The 24,053-nt window shown below is 59.2% G+C and carries 19 protein-coding genes; 10 read left to right on the forward strand and 9 right to left on the reverse strand.

Annotated features, from left to right (window positions below):
* Positions 1 to 29 precede the first annotated feature (29 nt).
* A complete protein-coding gene (glgX, locus tag Pan181_RS19910) occupies positions 30 to 2,102 on the reverse strand; it encodes a glycogen debranching protein GlgX (protein WP_231943652.1) in 2,073 nt (690 codons plus the stop codon).
* Between the two features lie 356 nt (positions 2,103 to 2,458).
* Between glgX and purM the strand changes: the two genes are divergently transcribed.
* Positions 2,459 to 3,496 carry a phosphoribosylformylglycinamidine cyclo-ligase gene (gene purM, locus Pan181_RS19915; RefSeq protein ID WP_145249408.1) on the forward strand — a complete coding sequence of 346 codons (1,038 nt, stop codon included), beginning with the start codon at positions 2,459 to 2,461 and terminating at the stop codon, positions 3,494 to 3,496.
* A 116-nt stretch (positions 3,497 to 3,612) separates the two neighbouring features.
* A complete protein-coding gene (locus Pan181_RS19920; protein WP_145249410.1) occupies positions 3,613 to 4,515 on the forward strand; it encodes a DUF6630 family protein in 903 nt (300 codons plus the stop codon).
* Between the two features lie 384 nt (positions 4,516 to 4,899).
* On the opposite strand, the gene Pan181_RS19925 is transcribed toward Pan181_RS19920, so the two are convergent.
* A complete protein-coding gene (locus tag Pan181_RS19925) occupies positions 4,900 to 6,036 on the reverse strand; it encodes a UDP-N-acetylglucosamine--N-acetylmuramyl-(pentapeptide) pyrophosphoryl-undecaprenol N-acetylglucosamine transferase (RefSeq protein ID WP_145249412.1) in 1,137 nt (378 codons plus the stop codon).
* A 371-nt stretch (positions 6,037 to 6,407) separates the two neighbouring features.
* A complete protein-coding gene (locus Pan181_RS19930; protein ID WP_145249414.1) occupies positions 6,408 to 7,868 on the reverse strand; it encodes a Mur ligase family protein in 1,461 nt (486 codons plus the stop codon).
* 294 nt (positions 7,869 to 8,162) lie between these two features.
* Between Pan181_RS19930 and Pan181_RS19935 the strand changes: the two genes are divergently transcribed.
* The gene (locus Pan181_RS19935; RefSeq protein ID WP_145249416.1) at positions 8,163 to 8,897 is read left to right on the forward strand and encodes a hypothetical protein; all 735 of its coding nucleotides are present in this window, start codon (positions 8,163 to 8,165) and stop codon (positions 8,895 to 8,897) included.
* Between the two features lie 254 nt (positions 8,898 to 9,151).
* Here Pan181_RS19935 and Pan181_RS26270 read toward each other — a convergent pair whose 3' ends face one another.
* Positions 9,152 to 9,316 carry a hypothetical protein gene (locus tag Pan181_RS26270; protein WP_197528539.1) on the reverse strand — a complete coding sequence of 55 codons (165 nt, stop codon included), beginning with the start codon at positions 9,314 to 9,316 and terminating at the stop codon, positions 9,152 to 9,154.
* 159 nt (positions 9,317 to 9,475) lie between these two features.
* Here Pan181_RS26270 and Pan181_RS19940 point away from each other — a divergent pair, with 159 nt between their 5' ends.
* The gene (locus Pan181_RS19940; protein WP_145249418.1) at positions 9,476 to 10,282 is read left to right on the forward strand and encodes a fumarylacetoacetate hydrolase family protein; all 807 of its coding nucleotides are present in this window, start codon (positions 9,476 to 9,478) and stop codon (positions 10,280 to 10,282) included.
* A gap of 25 nt (positions 10,283 to 10,307) precedes the next feature.
* Here the strand turns inward: Pan181_RS19940 and Pan181_RS19945 are convergent, their stop codons facing one another.
* On the reverse strand, positions 10,308 to 10,745 hold the full coding sequence (locus Pan181_RS19945; protein WP_197528540.1) for a hypothetical protein: 438 nt from the start codon (positions 10,743 to 10,745) through the stop codon (positions 10,308 to 10,310).
* 597 nt (positions 10,746 to 11,342) lie between these two features.
* Between Pan181_RS19945 and Pan181_RS19950 the strand changes: the two genes are divergently transcribed.
* Genes Pan181_RS19950 through acpS form a run of 3 tightly spaced genes read left to right on the forward strand, consistent with a single transcriptional unit; the run spans position 11,343 to position 13,456 of the window.
* Complete coding sequence (locus Pan181_RS19950; protein ID WP_231943880.1) at positions 11,343 to 12,509, forward strand: trans-sulfuration enzyme family protein; 1,167 nt, start codon at positions 11,343 to 11,345, stop codon at positions 12,507 to 12,509.
* Between the two features lie 18 nt (positions 12,510 to 12,527).
* Positions 12,528 to 13,028, forward strand: coding sequence for a hypothetical protein (locus Pan181_RS19955; protein WP_145249424.1), 501 nt, complete (start codon positions 12,528 to 12,530; stop codon positions 13,026 to 13,028).
* A 44-nt stretch (positions 13,029 to 13,072) separates the two neighbouring features.
* Positions 13,073 to 13,456 (forward strand): holo-ACP synthase, encoded by a 384-nt coding sequence (gene acpS, locus Pan181_RS19960; RefSeq protein ID WP_145249426.1) that lies wholly within the window; start codon positions 13,073 to 13,075, stop codon positions 13,454 to 13,456.
* A gap of 45 nt (positions 13,457 to 13,501) precedes the next feature.
* Here acpS and topA read toward each other — a convergent pair whose 3' ends face one another.
* The gene (gene topA / locus Pan181_RS19965; RefSeq protein WP_145249427.1) at positions 13,502 to 16,294 is read right to left on the reverse strand and encodes a type I DNA topoisomerase; all 2,793 of its coding nucleotides are present in this window, start codon (positions 16,292 to 16,294) and stop codon (positions 13,502 to 13,504) included.
* 397 nt (positions 16,295 to 16,691) lie between these two features.
* Between topA and Pan181_RS19970 the strand changes: the two genes are divergently transcribed.
* Positions 16,692 to 19,349, forward strand: a complete 2,658-nt coding sequence (locus Pan181_RS19970; protein ID WP_145249429.1) for a hypothetical protein — start codon at positions 16,692 to 16,694, stop codon at positions 19,347 to 19,349.
* A gap of 38 nt (positions 19,350 to 19,387) precedes the next feature.
* Here Pan181_RS19970 and Pan181_RS26275 read toward each other — a convergent pair whose 3' ends face one another.
* A complete protein-coding gene (locus tag Pan181_RS26275) occupies positions 19,388 to 19,525 on the reverse strand; it encodes a hypothetical protein (RefSeq protein WP_197528541.1) in 138 nt (45 codons plus the stop codon).
* On the opposite strand from Pan181_RS26275, the gene Pan181_RS19975 reads away from it, so the two are divergent.
* Both Pan181_RS19975 and Pan181_RS19980 read left to right on the forward strand, forming a co-directional pair.
* Positions 19,518 to 20,288 carry an MBOAT family protein gene (locus tag Pan181_RS19975; protein WP_197528542.1) on the forward strand — a complete coding sequence of 257 codons (771 nt, stop codon included), beginning with the start codon at positions 19,518 to 19,520 and terminating at the stop codon, positions 20,286 to 20,288. The two genes, Pan181_RS26275 and Pan181_RS19975, sit on opposite strands and share 8 nt — an antisense overlap.
* A gap of 37 nt (positions 20,289 to 20,325) precedes the next feature.
* Positions 20,326 to 20,724 carry a hypothetical protein gene (locus Pan181_RS19980; RefSeq protein ID WP_197528543.1) on the forward strand — a complete coding sequence of 133 codons (399 nt, stop codon included), beginning with the start codon at positions 20,326 to 20,328 and terminating at the stop codon, positions 20,722 to 20,724.
* Between the two features lie 116 nt (positions 20,725 to 20,840).
* Here Pan181_RS19980 and glgB read toward each other — a convergent pair whose 3' ends face one another.
* Positions 20,841 to 23,069, reverse strand: a complete 2,229-nt coding sequence (gene glgB, locus Pan181_RS19985; RefSeq protein ID WP_145249435.1) for a 1,4-alpha-glucan branching protein GlgB — start codon at positions 23,067 to 23,069, stop codon at positions 20,841 to 20,843.
* 93 nt (positions 23,070 to 23,162) lie between these two features.
* Entirely contained in the window at positions 23,163 to 23,777 is a 615-nt protein-coding gene (locus tag Pan181_RS19990; RefSeq protein ID WP_197528544.1) for an RNase H family protein, read from the reverse strand.
* Positions 23,778 to 24,053 lie beyond the last annotated feature (276 nt).

Below are 24,053 nucleotides of genomic sequence, written 5' to 3' on the forward strand. Positions count from 1 at the left end.
ACAACAGACCACTGACAACTGACCGCTCGCTATTCGGCTACATAGCAACGTAGCGAATGGTGGTCGAGCGTTACCGGCGAATGGCCAGAAATCACTGGACCATCGTGCTTGGGATACACGTCCTTGGGAGCCTCGGCAGCGGTGTCGATCAGCAACCGCCATTTCAGTTGGCGAGCTGTTTCGGGCACATGGAACTCCTGCGGCTGGCCACCGGAGTGCATGAAGATCAACACGGGACGAGCCGCGGGATCCTCAAGCCAACAGGTGCCGAGCACACACGACAGGCTATGGAACGTGCTCTCCCAGTCGATCGACTGACCTTCGACGCCGTACCAGCTGACATCTGGCAGTTCCCCTGGTCGGCTAGCGGTGCCGGTCAGGAACTTCTGCCGACGGAGCACCGGTTGGCTGCGACGGAACGCGATGACTTCGCGAGTGAATCGCAGCATCTCGTCATTGCGTTCCACGAGTCGCCAATCGAACCAACTCGTTGCGTTGTCCTGGCAGTAGGCGTTGTTATTGCCCCGCTGGGTACGCAGCACTTCGTCGCCGGAGACTATCATCGGCACGCCTTGGCTCAGCAGCAGCGCAGAAATCATGTTCTTTGCTTGCCGCTGCCGCAGCGAGACGATCGCCGCCCGGCGCGTGGGGCCTTCGACCCCATAGTTGGCCGAGTAGTTGTTGTTATCGCCGTCGCGATTGTCCTCGCCGTTGTCGAGGTTGTGCTTCCGCTCGTAGCTCACCAAGTCGTTCAGCGTATAGCCGTCGTGCGACGTGATGAAGTTAATGCTGTGATACGGACTGCGACCACTCGGTTGGTACAGATCGCTGGAACCTGCCAAACGGGTGGCCATGGCACCGGTCACGCCGAAGTCGCCCCGCCAGTATCGGCGGATATCGTCGCGGTAGTGACCATTCCACTCGGCCCAACGCAGGTTGGCAAACGTACCGACCTGATACGCCCCGGCTGCATCCCACGCTTCGGCGATAATCTTGGTATCGGCCAGCATCGGATCTTCAGCAATCAGTTCCACCAACGGTGGGTTCGGTACCAGTTCGCCTTTCCGGTTGCGGCTCAAAATGCTCGCTAGGTCGAAACGGAACCCGTCGATGTGGTAGTTGTATACCCAATGACGCAGGCAGTGGAAAATCATCTCGCGGACAATCGGATGATTGCCATTCACGGTGTTTCCACACCCCGAGTAGTTCTTGTAACCACCATCTTCGGTGGTCATGTAGTACACGTTGTTTTGCAGGCCTTTGAAGCTGAACGTGGGGCCATGCTCGTTCCCTTCCGACGTGTGATTGAACACCACGTCGAGAATCACTTCGATGCCGGCCGCATGTAGTTCGCGAACCATGGTCTTGAACTGATCGACCTGGGCACCTGGCTTGTTGCCATGCATGTAACCCCGATGCGGCGCGAAGAACGCCATGGGGTCGTAGCCCCAGTAGTTGCTTCGCCGCGGCTTCGAGCCATCGCTCTCGGCCATGGGAAACTCATGCACCGGCATCAGCTCAACTGCAGTGACGCCGAGCGATTTGAGGTAAGGAATCTTGTCGATCACCCCCAGGTAGGTTCCTGGTTGGTTGGTATCGCTGGTCGAGCTGCGCGTGAGCCCACGCACGTGCATCTCGTAGATGATCGATTCGGCCAGCGGGCGACGCAGATGGCGATCGCCTTGCCAATCGAAGGTGTCGTCGACCACCACGCACTTCGGCGGGCGGACCACTCCGTCGGACGATCGCTGGTACTTGCCAGCCAGCGCCCGAGCGTACGGATCGATCAAGCGGGCGTTCTTTTGGAATCGCAATCCCTTGGCCGGTTCGTAGGGTCCGTCGGCCTGAAAGTGGTAGAGGGCACCGGCCTTGAGGTCGGGTACCACCACACTCCAGATGTCGCCCCAGCGATCGTTTATGGGATCGAGTTCCACGATTTTCGAGGGTTCTCGATCGCTGACGCGATTGTAGATCAACACGCGCATGGCCGTAGCCGACCGGCTGTACACGGCGAACTGCACACCGTGATCGTGCAGAATCGCGCCATACGGCAGGGGATAGTTAAACTGCGGGATGGGCTGAGCGGATTGCTTCTGAGGCATTACAATGCCCGCTGGACGGGCAAAAAGTGAGGTCGCCTGTAATTGCATGGGGGGAGGGCTCACAGGAAGGATGACGCGAAACTAGCCGAAACGGGAACCGTGCGCAAACACGGATCGGCTGAAGGGTCTCGTCGGCCACCTGAATCGCAGCCCTGCACTTACGAATCATCGTACCTTACAGTTTCACTCCCCAGAATGGTTCCCGGGGATGCTACGGCAAGAAACACTGGATTTATCCTTCCTTCCTTTACAATAGGCACCAATTGTGCTTCGACATCCCCTAATCTCGCCGCACGTTGACACTCATTTGTTGTGAGTCCTACAATCGGACCACTCCGTTTTTTCAGGGAAGTTTTATGGCGAAAGCAACTTATAAAGATTCTGGTGTCGACCTGGAGGTTTATGCCGAGAGCATGGCCAAGCTGCCTCGGCTGTTGCGGCGAACCCACACTCCGCGGGTATTGCCGGCCGAGGGAGGATTTGCCGGACTTTTCTCGCTCGATTTTCCGGGAAAACTGTTTCGTCGCGATTATAAGGACCCCGTGCTCGTTTCGTGCACCGATGGAGTCGGCACCAAAGTGGTGGTCGCCCAGATGGCCAACCGGCACGACACCGTCGGCATCGACTTGGTCGCCATGTGCGTGAACGACGCCCTCTGCATGGGCGCGGAACCGCTGTTTTTTCTCGACTACATGGCGATGAGCCACGACGACCCCGAGCGGGTCGAAGCCTTGGTCGAAGGCATTAGCGCCGGGTGCCTGGAAGGCGACATGGCCCTGGTCGGCGGCGAAACCGCCATCATGCCCGACGTTTACGCTCACGGACATTACGACCTGGCCGGTTTCTGCGTCGGCGTGGCCGAGCGCGACAATCTGCTGGATGGCCGCCAGATTGCCGCAGGCGACCAACTGATCGGCATCGCCTCGAGCGGAATCCACAGCAACGGCTACAGCCTGGTTCGCAAGATTGTGTTCGAAATCGCCGGCCTCGGCATCGACGACACCATCGCCGAGTGCGGCGGCAATACCGTGGCCGATGTGCTGCTCACCCCCACGCGCATCTACGTGAAGCCGATCCGCAAGCTGCTAACCACGATTGTCGAAGGTCAACCGATTCACGGCATCGCTCACATCACCGGCGGCGGACTCGAAGAGAACGTCACCCGCATCATGCCAGCCGGACGAGCGATCGAGGTCACGCCGAATAGCTGGACCGTGCCCCCCGTGTTCTCGTGGCTGCAACAACTCGGCGAAGTCGACGACGCCGAAATGGCGCGCGTCTTCAACATGGGCGTCGGCCTGGTGCTGGTGGTCGATCCGGCTGCCGCCGATCAAGTGACCAGCGAGCTGAACTCGCTCGGCCTGGAGAGCTGGAACATCGGCTCGGTGGTCTAGCAAGCGAAGTATCTCTCCGACTTAGCACACGTCACACAAACTGGCACCCCGCAGCACAAGCAAGTAAGCTGGAGGGCCTGTAGTGCATTGCCGTTATTCGTTTCGTGTCGCTTGTCATGTCAGAACTGCCCCAACTTTCACGCCTGTCGAATATCGACCGTCGCCATTGGCTTTCCAGCAAGCAAGCGCTCACCGCCCTGCAAGCACTTGGGGAGCGACAAGCGATTACCTGGTTGCGTCAACAGTTCACTTCGCCGGCCGACTTGGAATGGGGCCGCCTGCTTCGCGACCTGAATCCCACCTGGGAAGAACTCACCCTATGGATTCGAGGAGATAAAGAACACTGCTTGGTTGGCATCGACGCCCTAGCGGAGTTCACTCCGCACCCCAACACCAACGATCCCACCAAACCGGTGCTACCGACGGGCGCGACGACCGAGTTGATAAACACAGCGATCGATCAGGCTCTTGCGAAGTACGCCAATCCGCGTCTTGAGAAGACAGTCGCTCGGATACACCGAGTCTGGCCAAAACATCGCTCACCTAAGAAGAACATCACGATTCCCCGTTGGCTGCAAAGCGTTGCCGAAGCGCTAGCCGAAAACGATTCGCAAGTGGTTCGCGGCTGGCACAAGAAGCTGCTCACCAGTGTAGATGCTCCGAAATCCGAGGATGACTTCTGGTTCGCGTTAATTGAGTGCCTTAGCGAAAACAACATCGTAGCGGTGGTCGACTGGAGAGAGTTCACCGATGCGATCGTTGAGAGCCTTCAGAGTCTCCGTTCAGCGAGAAACATCGACTTGGACTGGGAAACCCTGAAGTCGTTCGATGGCGACAACGAGGTCTTCTTTCGTCATGTAAGTGGTTTGGTTGGTAAGACCGGTCGGTCGTTAGTGTCGTTCGACACCGGAGGAGATGAGTACGCGTTGACTTTCATGCCAACCAACCACATCCCTAAGTACCACGAGGTGCTCACGAGCAACCTGACGTGGAGCTCGGGCGTCACTAAGTTCGACTGAGCTTTCTCTGCGGTTCGATGCCCCTGCCCTTCCAGCTTTTTCGTAGCAATTGGCCACCTCTTGTGCTACAACCAAGGGTGGATATGTGCGCCCGTACAGTATTCGGTAGCTGCCGCTGACAGCACTGGCAGCCACATCCCCCGATCGGGTGTTGGCTGTGGGAAAATAGATTCCCATCCGGCGAATAGATTCCCACCGGTGGGAATCTATTTTCGGCCTGTTTCATCACTTACGACGAGAGCATGACAAAAACAGCCTGGAAACATCGAGCAAACTTCACCGCGCGTCGACGTAAGTCGCGGGAAAATAGTTTCCCATCGAATCGTGTTACGCAGTTTTGGGAATCTATTTTCCCTGCTGCCAGAGAGATGCTGCTGGTAACCGCTAGGCGGCAGCATGCAGGAAACCGACGTCGAGAATCTCGCAGCACCGCCGGGCGATGTCGTCGGCGGCGTTCGGGCGAGCCAGCGTTTCCATCGCTTCTCGCATTTGGTTGCGACGCTCCTGGCTGGCAACGAGTTGCCGGATTTCGGTCGCCAGGCACTCGGTGAGTCGCGCACCCGCTTGCCATTCGTCGACTACCACGCAGGCACCCGCTTCGGCATACACCCGAGCGTTGGCCATTTGATGATTTTCGGCCGCATCGGGGTACGGCACCACCACGGCCGGCACGCCGGCCAGCGCTAGCTCGGCTAGCGTGTTGCCCCCCGCGCGGCAAACCACAATATCGGTTTCGAACAACAACGAGGCAAGCTCATCGATATAACTTACGGTCAGCACCCGCGATTGATCGGCCGGGTAACGAGCTTCGGTCGCCTGCAACTGGCCTTCGCCGGTTTGGTGAACGATGCGCCAGTCCTTCAGCTCGTCGCCAAGCATGGCAACCACCTGCGGCATGTGTTGGTTCAAGGTTTGGGCACCGGAGGCTCCGCCGAGAATCACCAGGCGTGGTTCGCGCGACGCTGGCAGTACTGGCTTCTGCTGGCGCTGGCGATACTGCTTGAGGAACTGCGGGCGGGAGGGCGTGCCGGTGTGCACCACCTCGGCCAGCGGCGACAAATAGGCGTTCACTTCCGAGAATCCCGTGCAAACCGATTCGACCATGCCGGAGAGCCAACGCGTGGTGCGGCCGGTCACGGCGTTTTGTTCCATCAATACCGTCGGAATCCCTCGCCCAACGGCCGCTCGCACGGTCGCAGCGCTAGCGAAACCACCAAGCCCGATCACGAGCGACGATTGTTGTTCGCGAAGCATCCAAGCGGCGGCCATAAAGCCCATCGCATTGTCGGTAACGAACCGCACCGCTTCGATCGGGTTGTGCGGAGCAGGTCGAGCCGGCAAGGCAACGTAGTTGTATCCCGCCGAGCGGACGAGGTGGCGCTCGAAGGGCCGCCCGGTACCAGCAAACAGGAGCGATACGCCAGGCAGATGGCTTTCGAGAGCCTCGGCCAAAGCCAAACCAGGATGGACATGGCTGGGCGAGCCGCCACCGGCAATCACAATTTCAAGCGAACTGGACATGGAAATGCAGAAAGCGGGGGTGGTGCAGATAGCGGAGCGAGGTTTAGGCAGGTGGTCGATTTCGAACTCCGCACAGCGAAATCGGTTGTATCCACTGAGTCGTCGAGGCGGCGATGATTCGCCACCCCGACGCTCAGTTCATTAGTTCCATCGCGAAGCACCAATCAAGGGCGATCGACCCAGTAATCGCCCAGGGACTGGCTGTATTGCTCCAACCCAAGGGGAGGGCAGCCACGCAAGACCCCGCAATCCGCGTAGCCTAACGACGGAACTACAGCATGGTTTGGTTTCACTCTTTCGTAATGCCAATGACTCCGACAACTCTCCAATCCGACTCGCACGGCTCGCAGTTCCGCACGCGGAAGATTGGGCTAAGCTGCTCGTTTCCATTCGCTGGCAATTTCGTACATCAACGACTGCAGCAGTTGCTCTTCGGTAACGGCCGTCGTTGCCCGACGACCATTCGGCACCAGTGTGCCCCAGCCGCTTACGACGACGGTGTCGCCTTCTTCGGCCAAGAGCAACGCCTGGGCGACGCCGCCAAGTTTTTGGACGATCGTTCGCAGGTGCTCGTCGTTGGTTACTTCCAAGGCTGCCAGCACGCGGGCCACCGCGTTGGTCACGACTCGGCAATCTTGCAAGCAACTCGTCGCAATCGTGCGGTCGGCGAGTGTGTCGGTTACGACGCACTGATGATCAACCACAACGTACATGTCTCCAGTAGTAACTTCTCGAACATTTTTCAAGGCCGAACTGCGGGCGATCGCCGAATTTCCGCGATCTACAAAAACCGAAACCCCGAGACCAGCATCGAAACGATGCATCACGCCCGGTATTACGGTCACTCGTTCGATACCACGAACAATGTCGGTAAGCGAAATGCCGTAGACCTTGGCGATCGCCGCGGCGGCCAGGCAGTTCTGCACGTGCGTTTCCCCGACCACTTTGGCCCGCACTGCAGCCGACTCGTCGCCACATATCAACACAAAGGTTTGTTCGTTCACGTACTGCTCGGTCACCAAAGCGGTGATGTCGGCAGCGTCCGACAACCCAAAGGTGAGCGCCGGGCCATCGTATTCGGCCAGCACTCGCATCGAGTTGGGATCGTCGGCATTCAGCACTGCCATGCCTTGCGGCGAGAGCAGGTCGAGTGCCATGGCTTGTTGTTCACGCTGAGCTGCTGCGTTTTCTGGCGAGTTGCTATCGCCATGCATATTGGCCAGGCAAACAACGTCGAACTCAATCGCACTAGCGGCTTGGGTGTGCAGCGTTTGCTCGTCGAGTTCCACGACTGCCTGACGGCAACCACTTGCCAAGGCTTCGTCGACGAAGTCGGCAATCGCTGGAGCCGTGGTCGGTGGCAGCAACGCCTGGCACTCGCCATCGACGCGTGTGAACTGATTGGTCGCGGTCGCGACCGGACGTTTGGCCATGTTGAAGATCGAATCGACCAACATGGCAATCGAGGTCTTGCCATGCGTGCCAGCGATGGCGATGGGATTCAGCTCGCGTCCGGGATGACCCAGCAACGCGTTGCAAAGTTCGCTGTAAGCCTGGCTGGCATCGTCGACCAGGTATTGAGGAACACCAAACACCGGCAGGTACTGCTCGGCGATCACTGCAGTCGCTCCCCGCTCGACGGCCTCGCGTGCGATGTCGGCTGCCAGCGTATTGTTCTGGCAAACCACAAACGCATCGCCCGGGCGTACCGCGGTCGACTGGTTGGTACAACTCGTCACGGCAACATCGACGCCGCTTGCCAACTGGGCGGATGGCAAAGCTTGCGAAATGAATGTTGCGTGGGAATGGAAGGGATGAGTGTTAGCAATCATCGGCGCGACCTCCTGTCTTGCCGTGTGGGTCCACCTAACGGTGGTTGTCTGCTGCTGCTACCATCCTTGGCAGCGCGGGTGTTGCAGCCGACAAGGGCCTGTTTCGCGGAATCACAAAAAACTGTCAAGGCGAGTTTGCACGACTTTGTGCTACTCGCAATGCTTGGCAATTGCACCCAACAATTGCTAGCATGCAGTTCAACGAGCAATGAGTTTACCTTGTTTTCACGACCATTATCAACGGGCTCTAATCCTCGGGCATCGTGCCCAATTCGACCCAAGCCCGACAAACAAATGACCAATAAACTTCGCGTGCTAGCGTGGGGCGACACCACGCATCGCGATTTTCAGCAAGCCTATTCGGCGATCGCTAGTGACGACCACACGCAGTTGGTAGGTCCGCAGGAACCGTACGCGTTGGTGGTGGTGTTCCAAGCGCGGCCAGGTACGGTGTGCGCTAATGATGTCGAAGTGTTGCGAGAGCGAATGCCGCTCGCAGGGCTGGTGGTGGTGCTCGGTAGTTGGTGCGAAGGGGAGATGCGTACCGGCACTCCGCTGCCGCACGCGGAACGATTGTTCTGGTATCAGTTTCCTGCCTGGTGGCAGCGCGCTCGCGGCCAATGGCAACGTGGCGAAGCGACCGACTGGCAACGCCCAAGCGGTCAACCTCTGCCCACCACGACTTCGCTGGCTGGCAAAGTGATTGCCATCGACGCGGTCGATCACGCTTCGGCCGACACACTGGTGACCACCATTGAAGATCACGGAGGTCGCGCCATCTGGCAACCTCGCCGGCAAACGCCAAGATTGGCCTCGCCCCCCGATGCCGGCGTGTGGGTTGGCAGTCAACTCGACTCCGCGGAAGAAGCACAGCTTGCAGCGTTCCAGCAAACACTAGCCGAAGGGGCTCCGCTGGTGGTGCTACTCGACTTTCCGCGAGCCGACCGCGAACAAGCCGCCAAACAGTTGGGAGCCACTGCGGTGCTCGGCAAACCATGGAGAGTCGAGCAACTGATGGCTAGCTTTTAGTAGGGCAAGACGAGTCCCGCTGAAATCCCAGAAAGCGTACACAGCACATAGACTGTCAGCCCCACAGCCCCCAGAGTACCAATCGTAAAAACCACCATCCGCAACCATGGCACTCGACCGCACCACCATGTGACATAGCCTTCGAGCCATGGACCAGCCATGAAGCAGAGGTTAGCTCCCATGGCGGCCAATAAAAGATCTTCAGCTTGCCTGACGAGAAAAAACAAGTCATACGAGAGAATAAGGACCACGAACTAGCTCACGCCCCCCAGCACCAAATTGTACCAGATTCGCAAACGCTCCCATGCGATAAACACTTCGCCTAACAAGGCGAGTCGCTCTCGGTCGGGCGGCGGCGGAACCGATTCAGCTACGTCCAACGCCGTGGCCACTTGCGGAGACGAATACGGATTATCCATGATGGTTTTCCTACGTTCAACAAACAGCAGAGCGAACGCAGGCACCCCGCCGAGCGACTCTCTATCTCAATAACACACAGTATACACCGCTCGAGGGACGAGAATCCCCCACGCGAAGAAAACTACCACCATCCTTCCCCCAAAGAGTGGAAAGCAATCATGAGAATCGTACGAGTCGAAAACACCGCTGGCGAAGTCGTACTCGGTTGCGAGCAGGCTGATGGCTCGATCACCCGGCTCGAAGGCGACCTGTTCGGCACCCTGACCGACACCGGCGAGTCGGTAGCCGAGGCCAAACGACTAGCACCGGTGATGCCGTGCGACCTGTACTGCATCGGACTCAACTACGCCCGCCATGCTGAAGAAGGTGGCAAGCCGGTGCCCGAGAATCCGGTAGTGTTCATGAAGAGCAGCGCAGCAGTGCAGCACCCCGGCGAAGCGATCGCCCTGCCCCGCAAGCTGAACAGTGACAAGGTTGACTACGAATGCGAGCTGGTGGTGATCATCGGCAAAGCCTGCAAGAACGTGAGCCGTGAGCAAGCGCTCGACTACGTGTTTGGCTACACCTGCGGCAACGACGTGAGCGCCCGCGACTGGCAGCGCAACGGTGGCGGCGGCCAATGGGTTCGCGGCAAAACCTTCGACACGTTCGCCCCGCTGGGCCCAGTGCTGGTGACTGCCGCCGAGATTCCGAATCCCAATTCGCTCGACATTCGCACGGTGCTGAATGGCGAGGTGATGCAGGACTGGAACACCGACGACATGATCTTCGATGTGCCGACTCTGATTGAGTTCCTGAGCGGTAGCACCACCCTGCTTCCCGGAACCGCGATCTTCACCGGTACACCGCACGGGGTTGGCTTCGCCCGCAAGCCTCCGGTCTACCTGAAGGCAGGCGACGAAGTCACCGTGTCGATCGACCAGATTGGCGACCTCACGAACCCAGTTGTGGAAGAGTCGATTTAACAGCCAACGCTCTGCAGCGGCGCGACTAGCGAGTGGCTGCTTGCTGCAGGATTTCGGCCGGTGTGCTTCCCTTTTTGACCACGCGTTGCACTCGGCCCGAGCCACGGCGTTCGCGGTCGCGACGGAAAGCGGCTAGCTCCTCGTCGACCTGCTGCTGCGTCATGAAATCGAGTTCTACTAAGCACTCGGTAATGCGACGTCGGCGGTCCGACTGTTCGAGCAGCAGCTCGGCCAAGTCGCGACGGGTCATCAAGCCGAGCTCGACAGCAATATCGCCAAAGCGGTCCTGAGGCAAATCGCTTTGCACGCGCAAGATGCTCAACACGTCGCGGACATCGAGCTTGCCCGACTCCATGGCCAGCACGCCGAGCGGCAGCTTGCTATCGCTTTGCAGCATTTGCGCCTCGACCAGCTGTTCGCTGGTGATGATGCCGCGTTGGTAAAGGTAGAAGCCGAATTCCATGGGAAATCCCTCCGCACGGATTTGGGAGTAACGAAGCGACGCGTTCACTGCATCGACCATCTGATACACGAAAGTGTACCTCGACAATCTTGCAGCTCGTCGCCAAATGTTGCGCGTTTTAGCAGGTGGAAATTGTCGCCCGCGCAGGAAGTAACGGTTTCAGGAGTTGATTTGCGAAATCCAATTCGGCAGTAAGCTCCCCCCGCCCCTCCCCCGGGGGCCAGATTCATGCGACGCCCGTTCGGCTAGCCCTCGGCTGGCCGTTCGTGATGAAATAGGCAATCTACCTCCTTGATTTCAACGCGTCTCCCGGGTACGGTTAAGGGAGACTGGGATTTGTGGCCGCTTGCAGCCGAACTGCTAAAGTGCCCACGCGACCCAGGGCCTTTTGCGCCCCAAGTTGCGTGTCAAACTCTATCGGGTGCAATGCCGCAGATGCCTAGTGACGGGCAGTCTGCGGATTTTTGTGCGCCAGATCGACGCAACCCTGATTGCCCCCGTAATTTGCGAAGGTTTAGTCAGATGAGTAGCGTCGAACTCCCAGAGGAAACGGTCGATTCCTTGAGCTCCCAATCATCCAACTCGCAAGGTCGTCGTATGTCGACCGTTGCGGTGCATGCCGGTGAACAGCGTCAAAAACCAGGCGACTCAATCACCGACCCCATTTTCTGCGCGTCGACCTACACCTTCCGCGACACGCAAGCCATTATCGATTACATCGAGCAGGAGCAGCCACGCGAGGAATACGGCCGCTACGGCAACCCCGGCGAACGCGTCGCCGAGCGCAAGCTGGCCGCCCTCGAAGGTGCGGAAGACGCAGTGCTGTTCGCCAGCGGCATGGCCGCCTTGGTCGGTTTGCTGATGGCCAAGCTCAGCTCGGGCGACGAAGTGATCTTCTTCGACGAGTGCTACCACCGCAGCCGTGAGTTTTGTGCCAAGCACATGTCGCGGTTCGGGGTGAAGACCATCCAGGTACCAGCGTGCGACTACGACGCGATGGAAGCAGCCATCACGCCGAACACGCGCCTGCTGATCAGCGAGTCGCCGACCAATCCGCACATGAGCGTGGTCGACCTCGAACGCTTTGCCGACCTCGGCAAGCGCACCGGGGTCGAAACGCTGATCGACGCCACGCTGGCGACCCCCTACAACCTCCGCCCGATCTCAGCAGGGGTCGACTACGTGCTACACTCGGCTACCAAGTACCTAGGCGGTCATAACGACCTGCTGGCCGGCGTGGTCGCTGGCAGCACCGAAAGCATGGAGTCAGTACGCAACCTCCGCGGCATAATGGGTGGCATCAACGGTCCACAGAACGTCTACCTGCTGCTCCGCGGCCTGAAGACGTTCCAGCTTCGCATGGCCCGGCACAACGAGAACGGCTTGAAGGTCGCTCAGTTCCTCGAATCGCATCCCCGCGTCGAAAAGGTGTACTACCCCGGCCTCGAATCGCATCGCGACCACGAAGTCGCCAAGCGTTCGATGACCGGTTTCGGCGGGCTGATCACCTTCTTGATCAAGGACGCCGACTGGCGAGCCACGGCCGACGTGATCGACTCGGTGACCATTCCCCGCATCGCTCCCAGCCTGGGCGGAGTCGAGTCGCTTATCGAGCAACCGATGGTCATTAGCTACTACAGCTACGCTCCAGAAGATCGCCAGAAGTTCGGGATTCCCGATAATATGATTCGCATGTCGTGCGGTATTGAAGATAGCGATGACCTGATCGCCGATCTATCGCAGGCGCTCGACACAACCGCGTAACCACTCGACAATAGCGGGATGGACTCCCCTTCCCCACTCCCGTCGCCGCGAGCATCCATTAAGTGGCCGCTGCAACTCGCAGCCGCCGTGCTGGTGGGTGCGTTGGTAGGCATGTTGGCTGCGATGCCGCAGGTCGCGGGCTACTTCCGCGTCGGCGTGCAATCGCTCCTAGCTGGTCTGGTGCTGGGAGTGATGCTAATAGGCGTGCTGACGATGGCCCGAGCCGCGAGGATCCACTGGATCACTCCGCTGCTCGCGGCAATAGTTGCGGTATTCGCGGAACACTATTGGCTGTACCTGACCGCATTGCGACTGCGCCGCGAAGCGTTGGCAAAGCAACCGGCCGCAGGACTCTTCCGTCCTGGCTGGGCCGAAGAGGGGTTCTTCTCGTACATGAGCTCCGAAGCCACGAGTACTGCACTCATGTGGTGGAGCCTCGACGCCTGCTTGCTGGCCGCTGCTGCGGTAGGTATCGTCGTGTTAAGCAATTATTGGCAGTCAACAAGCGACGAAGGCTAGTGCAACCTGGCACTGGCCGCACTCCACTCTTTAGCGTCTTACTTATGCATATCATTGGAATCGGCACCGACATCACCGAGTGCTTGCGCATTGCCAATATGATCGAACGGCACGGCGAGCTGTTCATCTGCCGAGTCTACACACCGCAAGAAATCGAGTACTGCAGCACCCGCAAAGCCGCCACACAGCACTACGCTGGCCGCTGGGCGGCCAAGGAGGCGGTGCTCAAAGCGATCGGTACTGGTTGGCAGCGCGGCATCAGCTGGCGCGACGTCGAAGTCGTGAACCTCTCGAGCGGGGCACCCACTATCGAACTGCACGCTGGTGCCCGCGAAGTGGCCGACTCGCAGGGCATCGCCCGCGTGCACATCAGCATCTCGCACGCCCGTTCGCACGCGATTGCCTACGCGATCGCCGAGGGAGAATAAACGCACCGCAGTTCCATCCATCGAAGGCCTCCCGCAGCAAGCGGGTTAGGCTTCCTTCTTGGTCGTCTTGCGTTTGGTCGTGCCTTTTTTCGTCGACTTCTTCTTAGCAGCCTTCTTGGTGGTTTTCTTCTTCGCGGTCGACTTTTTCTTAGTCGCTTTCTTCTTCGAACCACCTGCAGCAGCACGAGCAGCCAGCAGGTTCAAGGCCTCGTTGAATTCCAGCTCCTCAGGACTGGTACCCTTGGGAAGCGACGCGTTGGTTTCGCCATCGGTCACGTACGGACCGTACCGACCATCGAGCAGCTGGACCTTCATGCCGGTCACCGGCGACTCGCCATCGAACACCTTGATCGGTTCTTTCTTGGCAGCACCGCGGCCGCGGGTCTTCGGCGTCTTCAGTAGCTCGATCGCCTGCTCGAGCGTCACATCCAACGGCGAGATGTCGGCCGGCAGCGAACGGGTTTCGCTCCCACACTTCACGTAGGGACCATAACGACCGTTGTAGGCCATCACTTTGCCACCCTTGGCCTCTTTCTTGGCTTCTTCCTTCTTCTCGTCGGTCTCGCCTTCTTTGGCTTTTTCTTCGTCCGACTCTTTCTTCTCCGCCTCGGCCGGCGCAGGGGGGTGATACTCCCCGAGTTCGCGGGGGAGCGACAGCAGTTTCAGCGCGGTCTCAAAGTCGATGTCTTCCGGCGACATTCCCTTGAGCAGCCCCGCGTTCTGCGGCTTTTCTTCGTCGTCGGGATGGCCACGCATGATGTAGGGACCGAACCGCCCAATCTTCAGGTAGACCGGCTTGCCTGTTTCGGGGCAAGTACCGAGAGGTTCGTCCGCTTTTTCAGCCTGGGCCAACAGCTCCAGGGCTTTCTCCATCGTCACTTCATCGGGAGGAAGGTCTTCGGGCAGCGAGGCGGTTTGCTCCCCTTGCTCCACGAACGGCGAGTAACGCCCCACCCGCACGTAAACCTCTTCGCCCCCTTCGGGCTTGCCGATCAGGATGCGACTGATGCCGCGGGCGTCGATTTCGTCGACCTTGTGCTCGAGCTGCTTCTTCAGCCCGGGCGTGCCGTTGCCGAAGTAGAACGACTCGAGGTACTCAATGTGCTTGCGTTCCCCGCGGCTAATCGCGTCGAGATCGTCTTCCATCTGGGCGGTAAACTGATAGTCGACCAACCGAGCCAGGTGGTCTTCCAGCAACTTGGTCACCGAGAAGGCGATCCAGGTCGGCACCAGGGCGTTACCCTTTTTGAACACGTAATTGCGTGCCTGAATGGTCTCGATAATCGAAGCGTAGGTACTCGGGCGACCGATACCTCGCTCTTCGAGCGCCTTGGTCAGGGCCGCTTCGCTGAAACGACTCGGTGGCATCGTGTTGTGCTCTTTGGCCGTGATCTCACGACAATCGAGCTTCTCGCCAACTTCGACCGAGGGGAGAATCCGCTCCTGGTCGGCGAGATCGGCCGTGGGATCATCGGAACCTTCGACGTACGCCCGCAGGTAACCTGGGAAGTCGATGGTCTTGCCGCTCACCTGGAATACGCAACCGCTCCCCTCGATGGTGATCGAGATACGGCGGCCGCGGGCGTCCTCCATCTGGCTGGCGACGGTTCGCTTCCAAACCAGATCGAAGATCTTCGCCTCGTCGGCGTTGAGCGAACCCTTAATCGCACTGGGCAACTGGAACGGATGACCTGCGGGGCGAATCGCTTCGTGAGCTTCCTGGGCATTCTTCACCTTGCCCACGTACGTACGCGGCGAGGCCGGCAAGTACTGGTCGCCGTATTCATCGACAATCAGCTTGCGGGCATCTTCCACCGCGACCGACGCCAGATTGGTGCTGTCGGTACGCATGTAAGTAATATGACCGTTTTCGTACAAGCTCTGGGCCGCCTGCATGGTGCGACGAGCGGTAAAGCCGAGCTTACGGTTCGCTTCCTGTTGCAGCGTACTGGTGGTGAATGGGGCGTAAGGCTTGGTGGTGTACGGCTTGTCTTCCACCTTGGTCACGGTGAACTCGCCAGCGCGTATGCGTTCGGCCAACTCCATCGCTTCGGCCTCGCCGAGCAGGCGGAGTCCGTCGTTCTTGAGCTTGCCCGTCGCAGGATCGAAGTCCTTACCGCTGGGAATCTTCTGTCCTTCGACCGAAACCAACGTGGCTTCCAGCTTCTCCTGCTTGGCATTCGAGAACAGCCCGAGCAAATCCCACCACATACTCGAGACAAACGCCATGCGTTCGCGTTCGCGCTCGACGATCAACCGCACCGCGACACTTTGAACGCGACCAGCCGAGAGCTTCGGGCGGACTTTGCGCCACAAGAGCGGTGAGACTTCGTAGCCATACAAACGGTCGAGGATTCGGCGAGTTTCCTGCGCTCGAACCAGCCCGTCGTCCACGTCGCGGGGCGACGCCAAGGCGGCCTGAATGGCATCCTTGGTGATTTCGTGGAACACCAGTCGCCGGACCGGCACCTTGGGCTTGAGGATCTCAAGCAGGTGCCAGCTGATGGCCTCTCCTTCGCGGTCTTCGTCTGTCGCCAGATAGAGCTCGTCGGACTCCTTGAGCTTGTCCTTGAGCATCTTGATATGCTTGCTCTTGCCGGGCGGTACCACGTAGATCGGCTCGAAGTCGTTCTCGACATTCACCCCGAGATTCGCCCACGACTCGCCTTTAAACTTGGCGGGAATCTGCTTGGCTCCCTGCGGCAAGTCGCGAACGTGGCCAATGCTAGCCTCGACCGTGAAGCCGGGGCCCAGGTACTTTCCGATGGTTTTGGCCTTGGCCGGTGATTCCACAATCACCAATGCCTGGTTGCTGCCTGCTGCCTTCTTCTTTGCCATGTGGGTGCTCAGTGGGTATATGGGTTGCGCTTTTGGCTGCGTTTATCTCGGTACTTCGTCATTCGTCGGTCGCAGGCTGTATCGATCTCCCAATCGGCGAATAGTCTGCGGACTCTGCGGAAGATTCGAATTAACTGGATTGAACCAACCTTGGGCATTTTGTGGCCCCTCAGCCAGGGTAGATCGTCGCCTCGCCAGGGGTAGTAAGTCTAGTCGGGTACCCGGGGGGTCTCTCCACTACTGCTGACTGGGATTGCATTTACGTCGATCTATCCTAGAATCGATAGCTTGCCTTCAGCAGCCTTACTTGTCCAACCAATAGGATCGGCCCGGCAAACTGTCAAGGGTTCCGCCCCTCGACTTCGAGGGGGCCAGCTAGACCGAGAGGATATACGCAATGTTCCGGTTTTTCCGCCGCCACCAGAAAATTTTCATCGTCGTCGGTGGCGTCATCCTGATGCTGGTGTTCACTGTCGGCGACGCGTTAAACGGCTGGGTTCGGTCGCAAGACGACTCGGGCGACCGCCGCAACCCAAATGCCACTGCGGTTACCTGGGATGGCGGAAAGCTCTCCGAAGGGGAACTTAGCAGTCTTCTTTACAAACGGCAAATCGTTGCTGGATTTGTACAGACTGCTGCACAGGTTGGCTACCAGCGGTCCATCGAAGCCGAGTTAACCCCGGTTCCCCGGGTGGTGCCGGTTGCCTTGATCGGACAGGAATGGACCCGGGACGTGCTGGAAGAAGATGTCGTGCGCCGGCATATTCTTGCTCAGCGAGCCGAAGATATGGGCATCTATATCTCCGACGATGTGATTCGTCGGTACATCGATGAACTCGGACTTGGACAGTTAGACCCCAACGATGTGCTAGCAATCCTGTCGGCCATGAATCCGGCCGGGCGGTCTCCTTCGACGAGCGATTTGTTCGATTCGCTCCGTAGCGAACTGATGACCGAAGCAGCGCTGCGTGCCTACGGTGCCAGCGGCACCTACTCGGGGCTCGACCTGGGTGCGACCGAATTGCCGGTTGATCGCTGGGAAGAATGGAAACGCATTAACGACTACATCATTGTCGAAGCCGCTGCGATCGATCCGTCGTCGTCCATGGTTGATGTTCCCGAGCCAACCGCCGACGAACTGCAGGCTTACTACGTCAAGTACAAGGACAATCCAGCGTTCCCAATTCCGCTGCGAGACGGCACGATGCTGCCAGCTCCGACCCCTGGATTCATGATCCCCCGCAAGGTGAAGCTTGCCTATCTTCGCGCCGACTACGAAGAAATCGTGGCGAAGTTCGAGTCCGAGGTGACCGACGAGCAGATCGCCCAGTATTACGAAGACTACAAGTTCCAGTTCACGATCAACGACGATCTGAGCATCTTCGACGATCCGGCTCCGGAGGAAGAAACTCCCGCCGAGGAACCTGCGGCCGAAGAATCGACCGATACCGATGCTCCGGCTACCGAGGAATCGGCCCCGGAAGAGCCCGCTGACGAAGCGGAAGCAGCCGAAGAGCCAATGACCGAGGAGCAACCGGCTTCTGAAGAACCAGCCACCGAAGAACCGGCTGCGGAAGAGCCCGCCGCCGAAGGTGAAACGGCCGAAGAGCCGATGACCGAGGAACAACCGGAGCCAGAAGCTCCGGCCGAGGAAGAGCCCGCTGCGGAAGAGCCAGCCACTGAAGAGCCGGCTCCCGAGGCTGAGCCGGCCGAAGAACCAGCTACCGAGGGCGAGTCTCCCGCGACGGAAGAGCCCGCGACCGGTGAAGCCGAAGGCGAAAACACCGAGTCGGGCGAGGCCACCGAGTCGCGTCCCAGCCCGTTCCGCCTGGTATCGCTGCAGGAAGAAACTCCTGCCGAAGAGCCAGCGACGGAGGAAGCAACGGAAACCGAAACCCCGGCCGAGCCGGCGGTAACTGAAGAGGCCCCCGCGGAAGAAGCCGCGGCGGATACCGATTCGGAAGCAGTCATGGCTGAGGAGACCGCCGAACCTGAGGTTACCGAAGAGGTTCAGTACGAACCGCTCGAAAAGGTGAAGGACAAGATTCGCCGCCTGCTGGCTGAGAATCGCTATACCACGGAAATCGACGAAGTCATGCAGTCGGCCGCCCGTGACCTTCAACCTGCCTATCGCAAGTACGTCAGCGATTCGCTCTCGATGGACGAGGGAACTCCTGAACCAGCGATTAAGCTTTCCGACTTGACCACACTGGGCGAAAAGTACGGACTGCAAGTCGAAGACACCGGCGAACTCAGCTTCTACGAGTTGTTCGAAACCGAAGCGGGTAAGTCGTTCTGCGACTCGAAGTACATGGGCGACATGCCAGCCCAGGTATACGCCGCGGCGTTCCGTAACATCATCGACCTTTTTGAGCCGACCATTAGTTCCGACATCGCCGGCTACGGCGACCGCTACGTGGTCATCAAGCTCAGCGACTCCCCGAGTCGGGTGCCGACCTTCGACGAAGTGAAGGACGACGTGATCGCCGCCTGGAAACGCGAGCAAGCTGCCGACAAGGCACTAGAGAAAGCCAAGGCCCTGGCCATCAAGGTTCAGGACTCTGGTCTCACCCTGGAAAGCTACTTTGTCGGCGACGACAAGGTGGTTGAGGTCACCAAGACCCCCAGCTTCACGCTGTACACCGCTGGCGACTTTGCTCCCACGGGACAGGCAACCTACCGTCCGTCGCAGCCACAAGGCCTGAAGGACGTTGGTCCCGACTTCCTCGCCGAGCTGTTCAAGCTCTCCGAGGGCGAAGTGACCGCACTGCAGAACTTCGATAAGTCGCTTATCTACATCGTTCGCAACGCCGACGACGTGGAATCGCCCGAGATGCTGCGGAGCAACTTCCTCGAAGTCGCCAACTACTGGGATGGTCGCGGTCAGTTCCGCAACGCCAAGGCGGGTCAATTCCGCTCGAGCGTGATCGAAGCTCTGCTCAACGACTTGAACCTCACCTGGAAACGGGAGGACGCAGCCGATAGCGACAGCGAGGAAACCGCCGACGAAGCAGAAGCCGAGTCGGAAGCGGACACCGAAGCCGAAACCAAGTAGCACTTGGTTTTTCGGTGAGTCGCGGCGAGATCCACCACTCAGTTCGTTTCCACCGCTCCAGTAAGGCACATGAAATCGCGCAGTGACTGGCTGCCGTTGTTGGTGCTACCGCTGGCAGTGTAGACGTTCGTGCCGGTCGACTGGCCGCGATGGGTGCTGATGTGGTGCTTGGCCATCGCGATCTATCTCGGCGTGAAATGGCTGACCATGCGTCGCGCCCGCGTCGAGTCCCCCTCCCGCTGGCGGGCCGTAGCGTACTTGCTTGCCTGGCCAGGGCTCGATGCCGATGCGTTTCTGGCCGCGCCGGCCAGTTCGGTCATCACGCCCCGCCGTGGGGAATGGCTGCTAGCCGCGGTGAAGCTCGGCCTTGGGCTAACGCTGCTTTATGGAGGGCAGTGGGTGATCGCTCCCTCACAACGCTTGCTGCTCGGATGGGTCGGCATGGTGGGCATCGTCTTCACGCTGCACTTCGGGCTGTTTCATCTGCTCTCGTGCTTCTGGCGTTTCCTCGGCGTGCAGGCCGAGCCGCTGATGCAATGGCCGATCGCCAGCCAGACGGTCGCTGAGTTCTGGGGGCAGCGGTGGAATACCGCGTTCCGCGACCTCACCTACCGCTTCCTGTTCCGCCCGCTGAGTCGACACTGGGGCCCCGCTCGTGGGTTTCTGATCGGGTTCCTGTTTAGCGGCCTGGTGCACGACGCAGTGATCTCGCTGCCTGCTGGCGGTGGGTATGGCTATCCCACGCTCTACTTCCTGCTGCAGGCGCTCGGCATTCAGTGGCAACGCACTCGGTGGGCTCCCTCGGCCTTGCTCGGCCAAGCCTGGCTCTCGCGAGCCACCACGCTTGCGGTGGTCGCTGGGCCGGCCCCTTGGCTGTTTCACGCTCCCTTTGTCTGCCGAATCGTGTTACCGTTTATGCAAGCGATCGGTGCGTCCTGATTCCTGCTTACAGCGATAATCCCCTATGCAACCTACTTTGTCGAACGCGATTTTCCTGGCAGGCATCGGACAGCTTGGTGTGCTGGTGGCCACTGCGTTGGTGCCGCTGCAATTGAACTGGAAAAGCGAACTGGCCTCCCTGCCAAAGCTGCACCGACAGATGTACTGGGTGTACGGCGGCTACATCGTGCTCGGCATCGTATCGCTAGGCACTATTTGCTTGGTATGCCACGAAGAGCTAGCCAGCGGCAGTCTGCTCGCTCGGGCGTTCTGCTGCTACGGTCTGGCTTTCTGGGCTATCCGCTTGTCGCTGCAGGGAGTGTTCGACGTCAAGCCGCACCTTACGCGGTGGTGGCTTACCGCGGGGTATTACCTGCTAACGGTGCTGTTCGTCACCTTCACGGCGGTGTACGCCTGGGGAGCGTTCGGGCATTAGCCCTCGCGATCAGGTGCTGCGCGACTTCACTTGCTTACCAAAACTAGCTGGCCGACGAAGCAAGTGCTCCGCCGGCCAGGCGTAGTCCATGGGTAGTGAATCGTCGCGTTCGCGTGCTAGTCGCGTTTCGGCTTGAAGATCACCGTGCCGAGCGGTGGCAGCGTGACTTCCATCGAAGCTGGGCGGCCATGGCTTTCCTTCGGTTCGGCTTTGATGCCACCGTCGTTGCCGACGTTGCCGCCACCGAAGTAGGCCGAGTCGCTGTTGCTGATTTCTTCGTACCAGCAAGCTTCCGGCACGCCGATCTTATAACCCTGCCGCGGAACCGGCGTGAAGTTGCTACAGATCAGTACGAAGTCCTTAGGATCCTTCGCCTTACGTAGGAACGCCATGGTGCTGGCTTCATGATCGTGGCAATCCACCCATTCGAAACCAGTGTTCTCAAAGTCGACTTCGTACAACGCTGGCTGCGAAGTATACAGGTGGTTCAGATGGGCCATGTAGTTTTGCAGGCCTTGGTGCGATTCCCACTGCAACAGATCCCACTGCAGGCTCGTGTTGTAGTTCCACTCGTTCCACTGACCGAACTCGCCACCCATGAAGTTGAGCTTCTTGCCTGGGTGGGCAAACATGTAGCCGTAGAGCAAACGCAGGTTGGCAAAACGTTGCCACAGGTCGCCTGGCATCTGGTCGAGCAACGAACCCTTCCCGTGCACCACTTCGTCGTGCGAGAACGGCAGAATGAAATTCTCGGTGAACGCGTAGATGAGCGAGAAAGTCAGCTCATCATGGTGATACTTGCGGTGAATCGGTTCGTGCCGCATGTACCGCAGGGTATCGTTCATCCAGCCCATATTCCACTTCAGGCTGAAGCCCAGGCCGCCGACATACGTGGGCCGCGACACGCCGGTCCAGGCGGTCGACTCTTCGGCGATGGTCAACGTGCCAGGATGCTGCAGGTGGCACTCTTCGTTAAATTTCTTGAGGAAGTCAATCGCTTCGAGGTTCTCGCGACCACCGAACATGTTCGGAATCCAGTCGTCTCCCTCACGGCTGTAATCGAGGTAAAGCATCGAGGCGACCGCGTCGACACGCAGGCCATCGATGTGGTACTTGTCGAGCCAGAACAGGGCGTTCGAGATCAGGAAGTTCCGTACCTCGTTACGACCATAGTTGTAGATCAGGGTGCCCCAGTCGGGGTGCTCGCCCTTACGGGGATCTTCGTGCTCGTACAACGCCGAGCCATCGAAGCGACGCAAACCGTGATCGTCTTTCGGGAAGTGAGCCGGCACCCAGTCGATGATGACACCGATGCCGTTCTGGTGACACATGTCGATCAGGAACATCAGGTCCTGAGGCGAGCCAAACCGGCTGGTTGCGGCGTACATACCGACCGGCTGGTAACCCCAGCTACCCGTGAAGGGATGCTCGCTCACCGGCAGCAATTCCAGGTGGGTGTAGCCCATCTTCTGGCAGTACTCGATCAGCTTGGGAGCCAGTTCGCGATAGCTCATCCACTCGTCGGGACGTTCCGGATCGCGTTGCCAGCTGCCGAGGTGCACTTCGTAAATCGACATCGGTGCGTCGAGCGCGTTGTGCTTCTTACGATCGGTAAACCATTGCTCGTCTTGCCATTCGTAGGCCGATAAGTCGGTCACGATGTTGGCCGTCCGCGGAGGGACTTCGGCTGCGAAGCCGTAGGGGTCGCACTTCTCGACCACCCGGCCGCCTTGCTGCTTGACCGCAAATTTGTAGAGCGTGCCAACCGGCAACTCGGGAATGAACAACTCCCACACGCCGCCGGGCAGGTGCTTTCGCATGGGGTGCGATTTCACCGACCATTCATTGAAATCACCGACAACGCTCACCCCTTCGGCGTTCGGCGCCCACACGGCGAAGTTCACCCCTTTGGTGCCATCGATCTCGCGTAACTGGGCACCGAGGCGATTGTAGCAATCCCAGTGATTCCCTTCGCCAAGTAAGTAGAGGTCGTAGTCGGTGAGCAGTGGGTCGAATGCGTAGGGATCTTTCATGGTACGATGAGTGCCGTGCTTGTCGGTTAATTGAAAATGGTAATTGCCTCCGGCGATCGCAGTTCTTCCTTCATCTTGTGCGGGACAGATGGCTTCGTATAGCCCCGACGGGTGGATCCGCCGCATCGGACGTCGCCGTCCGTGGGCTTCGTCCACCAACCAGGCTTGTTGCGATTCGGGCAGAAAAGCCCGTACAGCAAGCGCCCGGCGGCCGTCGCCGATGATTTCATGCGGCCCCAACACCTCGAAAGGGTTTTCGTGATATCCATTCACAAGCGGGGTAACCGCATCCAAGCTAACTTGCGTACGCATGATTTTCAGGTTCTGGGATCGAAGTGGGGGGAAGTTCGATTTCGCTAAGGTGGCAAACGATCGGGATGGAGTGGAGCGAACCAAAGCCGCCTGCTACCCAGTGGGCAACAGGGCTGGTTCTACGAGTGTCTCAAGGCCCCGCCGCAACTGGCTCAGAGTCGATCGCGAAGCGGCCGCAATGCGACTGCCGCGACGACGGCGGGGACGTTTCGGTACCACCAGAATGGAGGGTTCGTCGATTCTGGTGGTCGTCTTGTTCGATAGGTCTTCGACTGGCGCCTCGGTGGCTCCCACCACCGCTTCGGCACCTGTGAGACTCGGCTCGCCCCAAGGGCGGCAATCCACAAGGTGGAATTCTAGCGCTCGGTCGACGCGTTGCCAAAGGTCGGAATCCCGAATCGGCACCCGGCGGCCAAACCGCTCCCAGTGCCAGTGCTGAGCTCGCCAGTGGGGCAAATCGCGAGAAAAACCGCGGCTCACGTACCCGCTGCCGGTAAACAGGCGGACATTGGCCGGCCCATCGAGGGCCTCGAGTCCGCGGACAACGGCCAGCAGTTCGGCTCGGGTAACCGAATCTTCGTCCACCTCGTCGCTGGCGGTAATCGAGTGGTCGCTGCCAGCCTCGAGCAGCAGCATCCGCCACATCAATTGGCCGGAGCTTTGCCGAAGCGCTTCGGTAAACAATAGAAATTCAGGGCGAGAGGTCATGGAACGCATCGACACCAAGGACTGCGATTGGGGTTGAATACTGTGGCTGGATTTGGCCTGGTCGTCCTTGGCACGCTCGGCAAACCCAGTTTTAGGCGGTTCAGCACCGCTCAACTTGGCTCGCCAGACCGGTCGTCAATGACCAGTCGCTAGCTTACTGCATTTGCTGTATCGTCACAGTTTTCCCACTCCATCCATATTTACATGTCGATTTTGCCAAGATTCCCCAATACCACCAGTCCTCGGGAGCTACCCGAAGTCGGTTTTCCTACTTAA

This window comes from Aeoliella mucimassa, assembly GCF_007748035.1.
In the GTDB taxonomy this organism is placed as follows: Bacteria; Planctomycetota; Planctomycetia; order Pirellulales; family Lacipirellulaceae; genus Aeoliella; species Aeoliella mucimassa.